The organism is Brevibacterium sp. FME37, assembly GCF_014897485.1.
In the GTDB taxonomy this organism is placed as follows: Bacteria; Actinomycetota; Actinomycetes; order Actinomycetales; family Brevibacteriaceae; genus Brevibacterium.
Genome location: NZ_JABUYE010000018.1, coordinates 1 through 15,649, shown reverse-complemented (window position 1 = coordinate 15,649; position 15,649 = coordinate 1). Strand labels below are relative to the sequence as shown.

Genomic DNA, 15,649 nt, shown 5'->3' with positions numbered 1-15,649 from the left:
GGCCTCGATTCTAATGGTCGAACCCGGTGCGCACTGATACCGGCCCAGGATCCGTATGTCGAGAGGCCCGACGGCGTGAACTGGTTCGCTGTTAGCATTGTTTTCGGGTACTCGCGGAGCCGATCGCGGCGTCCCTCTCATCACTTTGGATGCCACAGGAGTGTATACATGACTGATAATTCGATGCAGGCCTCGCTTGCAGACATCGATCCACAGATCGCGGAAGTCCTTGACCAGGAATTGGGCCGCCAGCGTTCGACTCTCGAGATGATCGCCTCGGAGAACTTCGTGCCGCGCGCCGTGCTGCAGGCACAGGGCTCAGTGCTGACGAACAAGTATGCCGAAGGTTACCCCGGGAAGCGCTACTACGGTGGCTGCGAATACGTCGATGTCGCTGAGACTTTGGCCATCGACCGGGCCAAGAGCCTCTTCGGTGCCGAATACGCGAACGTGCAGTCGCACTCCGGCGCCTCCGCCAACGCTGCTGTGATGCACGCCCTGGCCCGCCAGGGTGACAAGATGCTCGGCCTCTCACTGGCCCACGGCGGTCACCTCACCCACGGCATGAAGATCAACTTCTCGGGTCGCCTCTACGACGTCGCCTCCTACGAAGTCGATCCTGACACGTACCGGATCGACATGGACAAGGTGCGTGAGCGTGCGCTCGAACATCGCCCAGAGGTCATCGTCGCAGGCTGGTCAGCCTACCCGCGTCAGCTCGACTTCCAAGCCTTCCGCGACATCGCCGACGAGGTCGGAGCGAAGCTCTGGGTCGACATGGCACACTTCGCCGGCCTCGTCGCAGCCGGACTGCACCCCAACCCGGTGCCCTTCGCCGATGTTGTGTCATCGACGGTGCACAAGACCATCGGCGGACCACGCTCCGGCTTCATCCTCGGCAAGGAGGAGTACGCGAAAAAGTTGAACTCCGCGGTCTTCCCAGGTCAGCAGGGTGGACCACTCATGCACGTGATCGCGGCCAAGGCTGTGGCATTCAAGCTCGCCGCCTCCGAAGAGTTCAAAGCCCGCCAGGAACGGACCGTGCGCGGTGCCCAGATCCTGGCCGAGCGCCTCATGTCCGATGACGTCGCCAAGGCTGGAGCCACGGTCCTGACCGGCGGCACCGACGTCCACCTGGTCTTAGTCGACCTGCGCAACTCAGCTCTGGACGGACAGCAGGCAGAAGACCTGTTGCACGAGGTCGGCATCACCGTGAACCGCAACGCCGTTCCGTTCGACCCCCGCCCGCCCATGGTGACCTCCGGTCTGCGCATAGGCACCCCTGCCCTGGCTACCCGCGGGTTCGGCGATGCCGAGTTCACCGAGGTCGCCGATGTCATCGCCGAGGCGCTCAAGCCCGGTGCGAACGTCGACGCACTCGGCGCTCGGGTCAAGAAACTCAGCGAGAACTTCCCCCTCTACGAAGATCTGGAGCAGTTCTGATGGCAGCACGGATCCTTGACGGCAAGGTCTGTGCGAAGGCGATCAAGGACGAGCTGCGGACCACCGTCGAGAACCTGGCACAGCGGGGCATCGTCCCCGGCTTGGCCACGGTCCTCGTCGGTGAGGATCCGGGTTCGAAGTGGTATGTGGCGGGCAAGCACCGTGACTGCGCCGAGGTGGGCATCCATTCCATACGACGTGATCTTCCGGAGTCGGTGAGCCAGGAGGAACTCCTGACGGTCATTGACGAGCTCAACGCCGATGACGAATGCACCGGATACATTGTGCAGCTGCCGTTGCCCTCACACATCGACACGGACACCGTCCTCGAACGCATTGATCCTGCAAAGGACGCGGACGGGCTGCATCCGACCAACCTCGGCCGGCTGATGCTCAACGTCAACCGTGAGATCACCACCCCGCTGCCGTGCACCCCACGTGGAGTCATCGAACTGATGCAGCGCAATGGGATCGAATTGGCTGGCAAGCACGTTGTGGTCGTGGGTCGCGGTGTCACCGTCGGCCGGTCGATCGGTGCGCTGCTTACTCGTCGTGAGTACAACGCCACGGTGACGCTGACGCACACCGGAACGACGAATCTGCCCGAACTATTGGCTCAGGCCGATATCATCGTCGCCGCCGCAGGGTCGGCCCGGATTGTGACCGCCGACTCGGTCAAACCCGGTGCGGTCGTCCTCGACGTCGGAGTCTCGCGTGAAGAGGATCCGGAGACGGGAAAGTCGAAGATCGTTGGAGACGTGGATCCTGGTGTCGCCGAGGTGGCGGCTTGGGTCTCACCGAATCCCGGCGGAGTTGGGCCCATGACTCGTGCACTGCTGTTGAAGAACGTCGTCGACGTGGCCGAGCGGGCGGCTGCACTCGCCTGAGCGTACATCTTCTGAAACGGACGGCCTCCCACAAATCTGTGTGGGAGGCCGTCAGTCTCTGTTCTGGTGGTCACACCAGCTTGGTTCATTCTTCGATGATCAGTTCACTCTTCGAGGAGCTTGAGTTCGAAGAACACGCGAGGATCTCCTGCGCCCGCATAGTCGGAGATGAGTTCACCAGTGAACCCGAGCGAGGAATGGAAGGAGATCGCTGCCGAGGAATCCGGCAGGGTTGTCGCCTGCACCGATGAGACACCCAACTTCCGCGAGTGTTCGATGAAGTGCTGGTACAGACGTCGACCGATTCCCTGATGGCGGAAATCCGACCGAGCAGCAACCAGGTGGATATACGCCGGGCCGTCATGGGGGATGACGCCGAGCAGATAGCCGACGATCTCCGAACGGTATCTGGCAACCATTCCCGAGCTCACAAACTGGTGGAACCAATAGGCGTCGTGATCGCCGCTCAGGTCCCGGTCTCCCCAGAAGTTCTCCTGCGCGCCGAGTAGGAACTCTCGCATCTCACGGGCGTCTACTTCGTCGAGCGGGCTGATGCTCAGCTGCTCAGAATCGAAAGTCTCGTCTACAGCCATTACGCCTCCTGAAATATGCTTCTTTCCATCACTGTATAACGCCCAGGCCCGGATGAGTAGTGCGCTCATGCCATGATAGAACACATGATTCGAATTGCATCAGTCAACGTCAACGGAGTTCGAGCAGCATGGAGAAAGGGGATGCCCACCTGGGTAGACAGTGCCAAACCTGACTTCATCACACTGCAGGAAGTCCGGGCCGCCAACGACATCGCCCTGAAGGTGCTCGAGGACACCGGGTACACCACGATCAGCCACGACGCCGAGGCGAAGGGGCGTGCTGGGGTCGCAGTCATGGCTCGTACGCAGCCCGTCGAGGTCCGCGAAGGACTCGGTGCAGATGAGTACTTCGATCGGGCTGGTCGGTGGCTGGAAACGGACTATCGCCTCGGCGACGGGTCGTTGCTGACACTCGTGTCGGCTTACGTCCATTCCGGTGAGGTCGACACCCCCAAGCAGGAGGACAAGTACCTTTTCCTCGATCGGATGACGGTACGTCTGCCAGAGCTTGCGAAGCACGCCGATCACGTACTGATCACCGGTGACCTCAACGTCTGCCACACCGAACGAGACTTGAAGAACTGGAAAGCCAACCGCAAGAAGTCCGGTTTCCTACCCGAAGAGCGCGCCTACTTCGACGGCTTCTTCGGCGATGTCGGCTTCGTCGACGTCCACCGGTCACTCAGCGGCGATGTCGACGGACCCTACACCTGGTGGTCCATGCGTGGGCAGGCCTTCGACAACAACGCCGGATGGCGCATCGATTATCAGATGGCGACACCGGCACTCGCCGAGGCGGCTGTGAAGGCCACGGTCGACAAGGCCGACAGCTGGGCCGAGCGTTGGTCAGATCACGCCCCACTGGTCATTGACTACGACCTTCCCGGTCCGAAGTAATACCACCGTCTCAGCAACCCTCCGGGCGCTGGGCAACTCCAGGGGACCAGTCCACTTAATGTTGCTCAGGGCCCGGAGGGTTGCCGTGTTTCAGCAGGCCGGTCGTTTAGGCGTATGAGGAGCCGAGCTCGATGAGCAGCACGCCGATGAGGATGAGACCGATACCGACGAGCATCTTCCGTGTCAGCTTCTCTTTGAAGAGTGCGCGGCCGGCCAAAGCAGTCAGCGCGACTCCGGTGGCGGCCCAGATCCCGTAGGCCACGCCCAGGGGAATGCCGGTGCGCAGAGTCAGGCTGAGCAGGCTGAAGGAGACGAAGTAGCCGGCGCCGACACCGGCATACCACCACCTGCTGCCGCCGACCGATGCCATTCGCAGACAGATTGTGGCAGCAACCTCGAGGACGATCGCGATGGCGAGCAGAATCCAGCCGATGATCATGACTCGTCTCCAGGTGCACTCAAGTCTTCGTCTCCTGGGCGACCACGATCGCTCTCCGGTGCGTCCGGCAGAGTCTGACGCGCATCGTCATCCCGGTTGCCGACCTCGACGAGGATGACGCCGGCCATGATGAACACGATTCCGGTGATCATGACGGGGGTCAGCGGTTCCGCGAAGAGGACAAGAGACAGAACTGCTGTGAGTGCGACTCCCGCGGCGCCCCAGATTCCATAGGCAATGCCCAACGGCATGCCGACGCGAAGAGTGAGGCTTAAGAAGACGAACGCTGCGGCATAACCGAGGCCGACGAGGACGTAGAGGGCGGGGGAGTCAAGGGCTCCCTTCAGCGCCAACGTGCCAGTCACCTCGGCGATGACGGCGCCCATCAGAAATAACCATTTGCGCACCAGGCAATTATCGAGCATGGTCATCTGGCAGGGAAATCGTGTCCCTTCCGATCAGACGACGAAGGCCCGGGTCCGGGCGGAGAAAGCTCCACACGGACCCGGGCTCCCAATGCTCAGCAGCACCGAACGTCACGAACACCGATTTACAGAAGCACCGAGTGTCAGCAGCACCGAACCTTCGGGTTGCGGTCCTGCTCATCGGTGAGATCGCGCCAGAATTCCTTCTCACCCATGGCACCCTCGCGAGTGCCGTGGCGGCGCTCGTAGGACTCCATGTAATGGATGTAGGCGTTCTCGCCCATGACCTCTTTGAGGTACCACAGCAGCCCTGCCACGCCCCGACGAAGCGAACCCCAGGGGTCCTTCACGAGACGCTCGAGCGGATGTGTGCTTGCGCTGGTCATGCTGTCTCTCCTTTCGGTGTCATCGTCACGGTGCTCAGAACACGATCACGGTCGTTTGAGCGGGGACTGCTCGTCCCACTGTGCCTGGACCTCGCGTTCGGCCTTACGTGCGATGAGACCTGCCGGAGCAAACATCTTCGTCTCAGTGTAGGGCTCTTCAGAAGTGGGCAGCGACCCCTTCTTGATGGCTTCGATGGACTTCCATACGGCCATGACGACAACCATCGCAACAAGCAGCGCGAAGACGATCGAGAGCGTGCCCTGCACAAAGGTGTTGCGGACGACGGCACCCATCGCCGCCGCCCCCTCGGTGTTGCCCAAGGAGGTTTCCCCGGACGCCAAGGCATCCTTATAGGCGAAGTGCTGTGCCCAGTAGCCGAGGGCGGGATCCGAGGAGAAGATCTTCTGCCAGGACGCGACCATGGTGACCACGAGGTCGATCACAAGCGGTATGCCCGGGATCCATGCCCAGCGGGCCAGACCCATCTTGCACACGATGGCGAATACCACCGCCAGGGCAATGGCCGCCAACAATTGGTTGGAGATGCCGAAAAGCGGGAACAGCGTATTGATGCCGCCGAGAGGGTCGGTGACCCCCATCAGCAGGATCGACCCCCAAGCCGCGACCATGATGGCCGTCGTCAGCCACGCACCCGGAGTCCATGACGGATCACGGAACTTCTTCGAGAAGTTGCCGAGGGCGTCGCTGAGCATGAAGCGGGCCACGCGGGTGCCGGCATCGATCGTGGTGAGGATGAACAGAGCTTCGAACATGACTGCGAAGTGGTACCAGAATGACATCCATGCTGGTCCGCCGAAGATATTGTGGAGAATGTGCGCCATACCCATTGCCAAGGTGGGGGCACCGCCGGTGCGGGAGACGATGCTCTCTTCGCCGACGTCCTTGGCCGCCTGCTCGAGGATCTCGGGACTGGTCGTGACGCCGGACATGCCCAACGAGTTGCTGATGAAGTCCGATGCTCCTTGGGCAGTTCCACCTGTAAGCGGTTCGGCGGCGTTCATCGCGAAGTACAGTCCCTTGTCGAGGCAGATCGCGGCCACCAGAGCCATGATTGCGACGAAGGACTCCATGAGCATTCCGCCGTAGCCGATGAGGCGGGCCTGGGATTCCTTTTCGATCAGCTTAGGTGTGGTGCCCGAGGAGATCAGCGCGTGGAATCCCGATAGAGCCCCGCAGGCTATGGTGATGAAGAGGAATGGGAACAGAGCTCCGGCGAAGGCAGGGCCCTCGGAGTTGAAGGCGAACTCGGTCACGGCCGGCATCTGCACGCTCGGGTTGACGATGATGATGCCGACGGCCAGCAGGATGATGGTGCCGAGCTTCATGAATGTTGACAGGTAATCGCGCGGTGCCAGCAGCACCCACACCGGCAGGACGGCGGCGAGGAAGCCGTAGATCATCAGGCACCAGGCCAACGTCACCTTGTCGAGATGGAAGATCTCGGACCAGACGGGCGAATTGTGGACCCAACCGCCAGCCACGATGGCCAGGAGCAGGAGGATGATGCCGATGACCGAGACCTCGACGACCTTGCCTGGGCGCAGGTAGCGCATGTAGACGCCCATGAACACGGCGATCGGAATCGTCATCGCGATGGAGAAGACGCCCCAGGGGCTTTCGGCCAGCGCGTTGATGATGACGACGCCGAGGACGGCGATGAGGATGACCATGATGAGGATGATGCCCAGCGAGGCGATGATTCCGCCCGTACGTCCCAGCTCATCGCGAGTCATCTGTCCCAGCGAGCGGCCGTTACGGCGCATCGAGAAGAACAACACCAGGTAGTCCTGAACGCCGCCGGCGACGATGACGCCGAGGACGATCCACAGAGTGCCGGGCAGGTAGCCCATCTGGGCAGCGAGAATCGGTCCGACCAGAGGGCCGGCACCGGAGATGGCGGCGAAGTGGTGACCGAAGAGAACGCGGCGGTCGGTGGGCGCGAAGTCACGTCCATTGTCGTTGAGCTCTGCGGGGGTGGCCCGTTTCGGGTTGGGGCGGCAGATCTTCCATTCGATGAACTTCGCGTAGAAGCGGAATGCGATGAGGTAGCTGCCTACTGCAGCGGCGACGAACCAGCTGGCCGACATCTCTTCTCCGCGCACGAACGCAATCATCGCCCACCCGGCGGCCGCGACCAGCGCGATGAGCACCCAGATGACGATCTTCACCGGGGTCCATCGTGGCTTCTCGACCACAGCCACCGGCGGCAGCCCCTCTTCGGTTCTGACATATTCGACCGACAAGATTTCCTCCTCGTTGAGCTCGATGACGGCGCACCGAATCTTCGTTGCCCATGATCACCGGGCTCGGGCCCACCGCTGACGGTAGACCGAACCATGTGAGATACCTCGATGAATCATGTGATCTGCATCGTCACTATACCGTTTGCCGATGGTGTGGAGGTGGCAGAGGTCACCAAAACAGCCGAGCTTGTTCCGAACGTCGTTTCAGCTGGTGTTCCCTGATTCCGACGGTTCAGCAGCGCCAGCGTCGTTCACTCGTCTGCGCAAGTCTTGTCCGAGTCCCCGGCACGCACGGAGTGGTCTGCGAAGACGCGGCGATGAAGTGGCATCATAGTTCTATGATGACTTCTTCTCTGCCACGCACAGTTTCCGGCATCCAGGCCACCTCGGACTCCCTGCACCTGGGTAACTACATCGGAGCTCTACAGCAGTTCGTGGCGCATCAGGAGTCACATGATGCCTTCTACTTCATCGCGAACATGCACGCCATCACCGTCGAACAGGACCCGACTGACCTGCGCGAGCGGACCCTGCGCACAGCGGCGCAGTTCATTGCGGCAGGCATCGATCCGGAGAAGTCGACGATCTTCGTGCAGTCTCAGGTCCCCGCCCACCCTCAGTTGTCGTGGGTCCTCGAATGCACCACGTCGATGGGCGAGGCCAGCCGGATGACGCAGTTCAAGGACAAGTCGTCCAAGCAGGAGCATGTATCCCTGGGCCTGCTCACCTACCCGGCGCTGATGGCTGCCGACATCCTCCTCTACAACCCGCAGATGGTGCCCGTGGGCGAGGACCAGCGCCAGCATCTCGAGCTGACCAGGAACCTGGCCGAACGCTTCAACTACCGGTTCGGTGAGACTTTCGTCGTCCCCGAGGCACAGATCCTGAAGGCCACCGCGAAGATCTATGACCTGCAGAACCCCGCAGCGAAGATGTCGAAGTCTCTGCCCAGCCCGCTGGGCCGCATCGACATCCTCGACGACGCGAAGTCGCTGACGAAGAAGATCAAGTCCGCGGTCACCGACGATGGCAAGGAAATCGCTTTCGATCCGGAGGCCAAGCCCGGAGTCTCGAACCTGCTCACGATCTACTCCTCGCTGACATCGAGGTCAGTCGATGACATCGTCGCAGACTACGAAGGCAAGATGTATGGTCACCTCAAGGTCGACCTGGCCGAGATCGCCGTCGAAGCCCTGACCCCAGTGCGTGAACGCACCAATGAACTCCTGCAGGACCGGGCACAGCTCCAGTCCATCCTCGATGCGGGTGCGGCTAAGGCCAATGAGATCGCCGAGGTGACCCTGCGAGACGTCTACGACAAGGTCGGTTTCGTCTGAGCTGGCCTCACCCCGATCCGACCTGCCGTGCGATGAGTGTGAAGGAAGAACCGTGGCGAAGAAGAAACCCGAAGAGGGACCGCTGAATCTGACTCCGGACATGCTGCACACCGCGGCACGGATGGAAGACCGCTTCAACGGCTGGCTGCAGAATCGGGCCACCGACCACACTTATCAGCGCACGGTCATCGCCTATGACACATACGGGGGAACCGGCTGGGTGAGGGTGCTCGGCCGTTTGGTCCTGACTCCAACCGGTCAGCCTGCGGCGGATCTGCAGGCGAGCATCCGGGGGTGGAAGTCCTTCGTCAGTGTGCCTCTGCCCAATGACGCGGCTTGGGTGCGCGTCAATGACGAGGAGCACATGGTCACCGCCGACCGGGGCGGCATCATCGACACGGTCATTCCCGGTGACTTTCAGCCCGGTGAGACCGAGATCGAACTGTGGACCGATGGGTCGCTCGTAGATTCGGCTGCGGTGACGATCATCGGCGAGGACTCGACGTTCGGCATCATCTCCGACATCGATGACACCGTCATGGTCACCTCACTGCCGCGGCCGTTCCTGGCCGCGTGGAACACCTTCGTTCTCAGCGAGCATGCCAGGTCGCCGGTGGCGGGAATGGCTGTTCTCTACGACCGGATCACCTATATGCGCCCGAATTCTCCGATGGTCTATCTGTCCACGGGAGCCTGGAATTCGGCACTGACGATCAAACGGTTTCTCTCCCGCAACCTGTACCCGATGGGGCCCCTGCTTCTCACCGACTGGGGGCCGACGACGACTCGGGCCTTCCGTTCGGGCAAGGAGCACAAACGCAATTCCCTTGAGCGTCTCTCGCGTGAGTTCCCATGGATGAAATGGCTGCTCATCGGCGATGACGGGCAGAAGGACGAAGAGGTCTACGGAGAGTTCGTGGACAATCACCCCGACAATGTCGCCGCCGTCGCCATCCGTCAGCTCACCGTCGGTGAAGCGGTCTGGGCCGGCGGTCGTTCGAAGCGCCACGGTCGCGGGCAGGGTGTGCCGTGGATCTATGCCCCGGACGGTGCAGGGCTGTCCTCGCGCCTGACCGAACGGGGCATCATCTCCACGATCTGAGTGCTCTTTGACTCAGCCGACGCGTTCGGAAGTGCGTACTCGAGAGTCGAGTTCCATCTTCGCAGCCTCGAACTGTGTGGCCAGGTCGTCGACCAGTTCGCCAGTGGTGCTCTTGGAGCTGAGCACGCCGATTCCCTGACCCGATCCCCAGATGTCCTTCCATGCCTTCGAGTCCGAGCCGTCGCTTGTTCCGAAGTCCATCTTCGTCGGATCGGCCTCGGGGAGGTTGTCGGGATCGAGGCCGGACGCGGTGATGGAACCGCGCAGGTAGTTGCCTTTGACTCCGGTGAAGTAGCTGGAGTAGACAACATCCTCGGCGGCGGAGTCGACGATCATCTGTCTGTAGTCTTCGGTGACGTTGGCTTCGGCCGTCGACAGGAATGCGGAGCCGACGTAGGCGCAGTCAGCACCGGCTGCCAGTGCAGCGAGGATCGACCTGCCATGCGCAATCGCTCCCGAGAGCAGCAGCGGTCCGTCGAACCAGGACCGGATCTCCTGGACCAGAGCAAATGGTGAGAGCGCTCCGGCGTGGCCACCGGCGCCGGCAGCGACGGCGATGACGCCGTCGGCGCCCTTCTCCACTGCCTTGTGTGCGAATTTGTTGTTGATGACGTCGTGGAGGACGATGCCGCCGTAGGAGTGGACGGCTTCATTGACCTCTTCACGTGCACCCAGAGAGGTGATCACGATGGGCACCTGGTGGCGAACCACCTCGGCGAGGTCCTCTTCCAACCGGTTATTCGAGCGGTGGACGATGAGGTTCACGGCGTACGGCGCGGCCGGCTGAGCCGGATTCGCGGCTGTGAACGCGGCGTTGGACTCGGAGATCTCGTCGAGCCAGTCGGTGAGCATGGACGCCGGGCGGGCGTTGAGTGTGGGGAAGGACCCGATGATGCCGGACTGGCACTGGGCTTTGACCAGCTCAGGACCGGATGCGATGAACATGGGGGAGCCGAGCACCGGAAGCCGCAGCTGGGAGAGAAGATTGTCGAAAGAATTCATTGTGACTCCTTTGGGTGGATGAACATTCCTACTCTAACTGAACGATTGTTAAAAGTGGTCGATCAGGCAGAGACAAAGATGGCGCAGACGAGTCGATTCGTCTGCGCCATCGAACCTGCCTGTGTCAGCAGATCCGTGTCATTGCGGGGTGGATCAGGAATCCGTGAAGTTCGCGTCCCGCTTCTCCACGAATGCGGCCATTCCCTCGGACTGGTCGTTCGTGGCCAGAGTGGAATGGAAGAGGCGCCGTTCGTAACGTAGTCCCTGTTCGAGTGTCGTTTCGAATGCGGTGTTGACCGCTTCCTTCACCATCGCCGAGGCGATGCGGGACTTGGATGCGATCGTCTGCGCTATCTCGTTGGCCGTGGCAATCAGTTCATCGGGCTCGACGATGCGTGCCACGAGGCCCGAGCGCTCGGCTTCTTCGGCATTCATCATGCGTCCGGTCAGGCACATGTCCATTGACTTGGCCTTGCCGATGGCGCGGGTCAGTCGCTGGGACCCGCCCATGCCCGGCAGGACGCCGAGGTTGATCTCGGGCTGGCCGAACTTGGCCTTCGTCGAGGCGACGAGGATGTCGCCCATCATGGCCAGCTCACAGCCGCCGCCGAGGGCGAAGCCGTTGACAGCGGTGATGACTGGCTTGCGCACGTTCGTGAGGCGGGTCCAACCGGCGAACCAGTCGGCTTTGAAGGCGGTGGCGAAGTCGAGGTTGGACATCTCCTTGATGTCGGCACCCGCGGCGAAGGCCTTGCCGCTGCCGGTGATGATGATCGCTTTGACCTCATCGTCGGCGTCGAATGCGGTGGCTGCGTCTGTGATGTCGGTGAGCACCTGCATGTTCAGCGCATTGAGCGCCTTCGGGCGGTCGATCGTAATGGTGGCGACGCCCTGGTCGACGGCTGTGAGGATGGTTTCGTAATCGCTCATGAGAACACCTTCTCTTCGTGGACGGTGGTGAGAATGTCGTTGACCGTTTCGTCGCTGACTTCGTCGAGCGAAGCCGGCGACCACTGGGGGTTGCGGTCCTTGTCGATGACCTGCGCGCGAATGCCCTCCTTGAGATCCGGGCGACGGGTCAGTGCGACGGCTGCGCGGTAGTCCTGTTCGAGGACCTCGGCCAAGGACATGTTCTTAGCCTTGCGTACGGCGGCCAGGGTCACCTTCACCGAGGTGGGGGCCTTGGAGCCGATCAGTTTCCCGGCAGCGTTGGCATCGGGGTTCGCATGCGCGGCAAGCGCTGCGACGATGTCTTCTGCTCTGTCTGCGGTATAGCATTCGTCGATCCAGCTTGCGGCCTCGGCGAGTTCGTTCTCCGGAGCATCGGCGGCGTAGCGCCCGATCACGGTCTCAACGTCACCACCTGCTTCGAGGTCGGCGATGAGTGCCGGCACATCTGCGTCGGTGACGTAGTAGTCGGCCAGGCCCATGGCCAGCGCGGCTCCTGCTCCGACCGGCAGACCCGTCAGTGCCAGGTGGGTTCCGAGCTGGCCCGGGGCATTGGCCAGCAGGTGGGTGCCGCCGACGTCCGGGAACAGTCCGATTCCGGTTTCTGGCATCCCGATCTTCGTGGAGTCGGTGACGATGCGGTGTGTACCGTGGCCCGAGATTCCGACTCCGCCGCCCATTGTGATGCCATTCATGATCACGACGTAGGGCTTCGGGAACTGCGAGATCTCATAGTTCATCTTGTATTCGCGATTCCAGAATCGGGCGTTCTCATCGGTTCCGGCCACAATGTCGTTGTAGACGGCCTTGATGTCGCCTCCGGCGCACAGTCCGCGTTCGCCGCGTCCGGTGACCAGGACAGCCTTGATCGTCTCATCGTCGCGCCAGCTCTTGAGAGCGTCATCGATGGCGCCCACCATGTCCTGGCCCAGTGCATTGATCAGTTTCGGTTTGTTGAGTTCAATCCGTCCCACCCCGTTGTGACTCGAGGTGATGACGGAGGGTTCGCCCGGCGTTGCCGCAGCTTCAGTCGTCATATCAGCCCACTCCTGTGCTCTTGCGCGAAATGATTACGCGCATGATTTCGTTGGTGCCTTCCAGAATCTGGTGGACGCGCAGGTCACGCACCAGCTTCTCAATTCCATACTCTGTCAGATAGCCGTAGCCGCCGTGCAACTGGAGTGCCCTGTTGGCGACATCGAAGCCCGAATCCGTGGCTGTCAGTTTGGCCATCGCAGAGAGCAGCGAGGTGTTCGGATCGCCCGCATCGTAGGCGTTGGCGGCCCGCCACAGGAGGGAGCGAGCGGCCTCGAGTTTGGTCTGCATCTCCGCGACTTCGAATCGCAAGGCTTGGAATGCGGAGAGCTCGGTTCCGAAGGCCTGTCGTTCGCCCATGTAGTCGATGGCCTTCTCCAGCGCGGACTGCCCACCGCCGAGTGAGCATGCTCCGATGTTGAGCCGTCCACCGTCAAGACCGGACATGGCGATCTTGAAGCCCTGACCTGGTTCACCGAGAAGGTTCTCCTTCGGTACACGCACGTTTTCCATGATGACCTGGCGAGTCGGCTGAGCGCGCCAGCCCATCTTCTGTTCGTTGGGGCCGAAGGAGAGGCCTTCCATGCCCTTTTCGAGGATGAAAGCGGAGATTCCGCGCGAACCGTCCTGACCGGTGCGTGCCATGACCAGGTATGTTTCGGAGGTGCCGGCACCGGAGATGAACTGTTTGACGCCATTGAGTACATAGGAGTCACCGTCTTCCCTTGCCGAGGTGCGCAGAGCAGCAGCATCGGAACCGGCGTTGGGCTCAGTCAGGCAGTAGCTGCCGAGGTGTTCCATGGCGACCAGGGGAGCGAGGTACTTCGACTTCTGCGAGTCATCTCCGTATTTGTCTATCATCCACGCCACCATGTTATGGATGGAGATGTATGCAGCGACCGAGGGGCAGGCTGTCGACATCGCTTCGAAGATGAGGGCAGCATCCATGCGACCCATTCCTGTACCGCCGGCTTCTTCGCTGACGTAGATTCCGCCCATGCCCAGGTCGGCGGACTTCTTGATGACGTCGACGGGGAAGTGGTGCTCGGCGTCCCACTCCAGCGCATGCGGAGCGATCTCGGAGTCGGCGAATTCGCGCACCATACCGGAGATTGTCTGTTGTTCTTCGGTGAGGCCGAACGGCAGGGCAGCTGCTGTGCTGCGGGACATGATTCCTCCACGGTTAGGGCTATTCACGATTGAGGCTTGTCGCATACGTGATGACGTTCACTACGATACGGAGAAATTACTTGGACGTCCAACTAATTAAAGTCAGTCTGTTCCATCATGTGCAGTTAACAGGGGAGGGTGGAGAACCGCTCAGCGGCAGAGTCAGGCGTGGTCTTCGAGCTCGGACCGCAGTGATTCAAGGTGGGGGAGGAGTTTGCCCAGATCGGCCCCCGACAGCGCGGGTGAGCTGAATACCTCGTCGTTGAGCGCGGAAGTCGCGCGTGCAGAAAGCTCGCGACCGACTTCGGTGAGCTCTACGAGCGTGGTGCGACGGTCATCGGGGTGACTGCGCCTCTTCACGAGGCCGGCCTTCTCGAGTCGATCAACCGAGTTTGTCGTCGACGTGGCGTGGACTTGGAGGCGGGCCGAAATCTTCGACATCGGCAAAGTCCCCGACTTGGTGAAGGAGAGGAGAGTGAGGACTTCATACCGGGAGAATGTCAGCGCAAATGGTTTCAGGGCGGCATCGACCTTGGCCAGAAACAGCTGATGGACTCTCATCACCGAGATCACGGTCGTCATGCCATCGGTGGAATCGTGCCAACCGTGGGCGAGCCACTGCTTCCTGGACTCCTCGATCGGGTCGAGTCTGCTCGCTGATGTCTTTTCCGCCGCCATTGTCGACAGTGTAGTGAAGTGAGAAGATAAGCGCATGTGTGGTCGACTCAATATGTCTCTCGATCCGGCAGATCTTGCCGATGAGCTCCGCCTCGACGTCATTTCCTATGACTACACGCCCAGGTACAACGTACCTCCGGGGTCTTTCGTGCCGATCGTTGTGGAGCGACTGGATGATGAAGGACAGTTGACGCGTCGACTGGAGACTGCTTCGTGGGGATTGGTCCCTGGGTGGGCGAAGGACACGAAGATCGGGTTCAAGGCATTCAATGCACGCTCGGAGACAGTTCTTGAGAAGCCGATGTTTCGGCAGTCCATCAAGAGGCGTCGCTGTGCACTTCCGATTCCCGGGTATTACGAGTGGGAGACCACTGAGGATGGCAAGCAGCCATGGATGATGTCGGCTGCCGGTAAGGACCCGCTGTTCATGGCTGGCCTGTTCGAATTTTGGAAGCAGCCAGACCAGTCCTGGTTGGTGTCGACGACGATACTGACGATGGAAGCCGCCGGACACCTGAGCGATGTCCATCATCGGATGCCGGTCTTCCTTGATCGTGGAGCAGTTGACGGATGGATCGACCCCGCGGTCCCGAGCGCCGACGTTCCCCCACTGTTGGAAACGGCTCTCGCGCAGGTCGACCCCGCGAGCGTGACCCGCCATAAAGTGGGCAAGAGCGTGGGAAACGTTCGCAATGACGGGCCAGAACTCACCGCCCCCGTGGGGTGAGTGACTTCTGCGCATCCGCCGAAAACGCCGTGCGATCAGCGCCCGGGAGCGGGGCCAACGGGCCGACACCAGTTCGTTTTGCGCACCGCGCTGGATGTGTGTAGTGTGTACCGAGTTGCCAGCCCGCAAGGAACGGCAACGGTTACTCTGATCAGGTTTGATCCCAGCAAAATGAAGATGAACTTCAAGTTGCGAAGGCCCAAACAACACTGTAGAGTTAACATCCGCTGGTACGGCGGGCCGCAAGGCAGAACGTGCACAATTGAAACTGACACCCCTGGTGTACACGCCCTTTTTGGGGGTTGTGGTGACGGG

General features: G+C 61.2%; 16 protein-coding genes. 6 read left to right on the top strand and 10 right to left on the bottom strand.

Annotation, left to right across the window (positions count from 1 at the left end; all coding sequences use genetic code 11):
- The first annotated feature begins 168 nt into the window (after positions 1-168).
- Both glyA and INT29_RS17160 read left to right on the top strand, forming a co-directional pair.
- The gene (gene glyA, locus INT29_RS17165; RefSeq protein WP_101574520.1) at positions 169-1,443 is read left to right on the top strand and encodes a serine hydroxymethyltransferase; all 1,275 of its coding nucleotides are present in this window, start codon (positions 169-171) and stop codon (positions 1,441-1,443) included.
- Entirely contained in the window at positions 1,443-2,330 is an 888-nt protein-coding gene (locus tag INT29_RS17160) for a bifunctional methylenetetrahydrofolate dehydrogenase/methenyltetrahydrofolate cyclohydrolase (RefSeq protein ID WP_101574521.1), read from the top strand. The genes glyA and INT29_RS17160 overlap by 1 nt, the downstream gene beginning before the upstream one ends.
- Positions 2,331-2,434: 104 nt before the next feature.
- Here the strand turns inward: INT29_RS17160 and INT29_RS17155 are convergent, their stop codons facing one another.
- The gene (locus tag INT29_RS17155) at positions 2,435-2,923 is read right to left on the bottom strand and encodes a GNAT family N-acetyltransferase (RefSeq protein ID WP_101574522.1); all 489 of its coding nucleotides are present in this window, start codon (positions 2,921-2,923) and stop codon (positions 2,435-2,437) included.
- Between the two features lie 84 nt (positions 2,924-3,007).
- Here INT29_RS17155 and INT29_RS17150 point away from each other — a divergent pair, with 84 nt between their 5' ends.
- Positions 3,008-3,820, top strand: coding sequence for an exodeoxyribonuclease III (locus tag INT29_RS17150; RefSeq protein WP_180959074.1), 813 nt, complete (start codon positions 3,008-3,010; stop codon positions 3,818-3,820).
- A gap of 106 nt (positions 3,821-3,926) precedes the next feature.
- On the opposite strand, the gene INT29_RS17145 is transcribed toward INT29_RS17150, so the two are convergent.
- From INT29_RS17145 to INT29_RS17130, 4 genes are all read right to left on the bottom strand, one after another.
- Positions 3,927-4,253: a DMT family transporter gene (locus tag INT29_RS17145; RefSeq protein WP_101574537.1), complete on the bottom strand. Its 327-nt coding sequence runs from the start codon at positions 4,251-4,253 to the stop codon at positions 3,927-3,929.
- A 2-nt stretch (positions 4,254-4,255) separates the two neighbouring features.
- A complete protein-coding gene (locus INT29_RS17140) occupies positions 4,256-4,666 on the bottom strand; it encodes a DMT family transporter (RefSeq protein WP_219618919.1) in 411 nt (136 codons plus the stop codon).
- Between the two features lie 161 nt (positions 4,667-4,827).
- Positions 4,828-5,070 (bottom strand): YbdD/YjiX family protein, encoded by a 243-nt coding sequence (locus tag INT29_RS17135; protein ID WP_101574524.1) that lies wholly within the window; start codon positions 5,068-5,070, stop codon positions 4,828-4,830.
- Between the two features lie 45 nt (positions 5,071-5,115).
- On the bottom strand, positions 5,116-7,335 hold the full coding sequence (locus INT29_RS17130; RefSeq protein ID WP_193072591.1) for a carbon starvation CstA family protein: 2,220 nt from the start codon (positions 7,333-7,335) through the stop codon (positions 5,116-5,118).
- A 338-nt stretch (positions 7,336-7,673) separates the two neighbouring features.
- Between INT29_RS17130 and trpS the strand changes: the two genes are divergently transcribed.
- Both trpS and INT29_RS17120 read left to right on the top strand, forming a co-directional pair.
- A complete protein-coding gene (trpS, locus tag INT29_RS17125) occupies positions 7,674-8,672 on the top strand; it encodes a tryptophan--tRNA ligase (protein ID WP_193072589.1) in 999 nt (332 codons plus the stop codon).
- A 52-nt stretch (positions 8,673-8,724) separates the two neighbouring features.
- Positions 8,725-9,774 (top strand): App1 family protein, encoded by a 1,050-nt coding sequence (locus INT29_RS17120; protein ID WP_101574527.1) that lies wholly within the window; start codon positions 8,725-8,727, stop codon positions 9,772-9,774.
- A 12-nt stretch (positions 9,775-9,786) separates the two neighbouring features.
- Here the strand turns inward: INT29_RS17120 and INT29_RS17115 are convergent, their stop codons facing one another.
- The 5 genes from INT29_RS17115 to INT29_RS17095 all read right to left on the bottom strand — a co-directional run bounded on the left by INT29_RS17115 (position 9,787) and on the right by INT29_RS17095 (position 14,607).
- Positions 9,787-10,776, bottom strand: a complete 990-nt coding sequence (locus tag INT29_RS17115) for an NAD(P)H-dependent flavin oxidoreductase (protein WP_193072588.1) — start codon at positions 10,774-10,776, stop codon at positions 9,787-9,789.
- Between the two features lie 153 nt (positions 10,777-10,929).
- Entirely contained in the window at positions 10,930-11,706 is a 777-nt protein-coding gene (locus INT29_RS17110) for an enoyl-CoA hydratase (protein ID WP_101574529.1), read from the bottom strand.
- A complete protein-coding gene (locus INT29_RS17105; RefSeq protein WP_101574530.1) occupies positions 11,703-12,761 on the bottom strand; it encodes an enoyl-CoA hydratase/isomerase family protein in 1,059 nt (352 codons plus the stop codon). Before INT29_RS17105 ends, INT29_RS17110 begins: the two co-directional genes overlap by 4 nt.
- A gap of 1 nt (position 12,762) precedes the next feature.
- Complete coding sequence (locus INT29_RS17100) at positions 12,763-13,929, bottom strand: acyl-CoA dehydrogenase family protein (RefSeq protein ID WP_101574531.1); 1,167 nt, start codon at positions 13,927-13,929, stop codon at positions 12,763-12,765.
- A 162-nt stretch (positions 13,930-14,091) separates the two neighbouring features.
- Positions 14,092-14,607 carry a MarR family winged helix-turn-helix transcriptional regulator gene (locus tag INT29_RS17095; protein WP_101574539.1) on the bottom strand — a complete coding sequence of 172 codons (516 nt, stop codon included), beginning with the start codon at positions 14,605-14,607 and terminating at the stop codon, positions 14,092-14,094.
- A 52-nt stretch (positions 14,608-14,659) separates the two neighbouring features.
- On the opposite strand from INT29_RS17095, the gene INT29_RS17090 reads away from it, so the two are divergent.
- Positions 14,660-15,334, top strand: a complete 675-nt coding sequence (locus tag INT29_RS17090) for an SOS response-associated peptidase (RefSeq protein WP_413463170.1) — start codon at positions 14,660-14,662, stop codon at positions 15,332-15,334.
- Positions 15,335-15,649 lie beyond the last annotated feature (315 nt).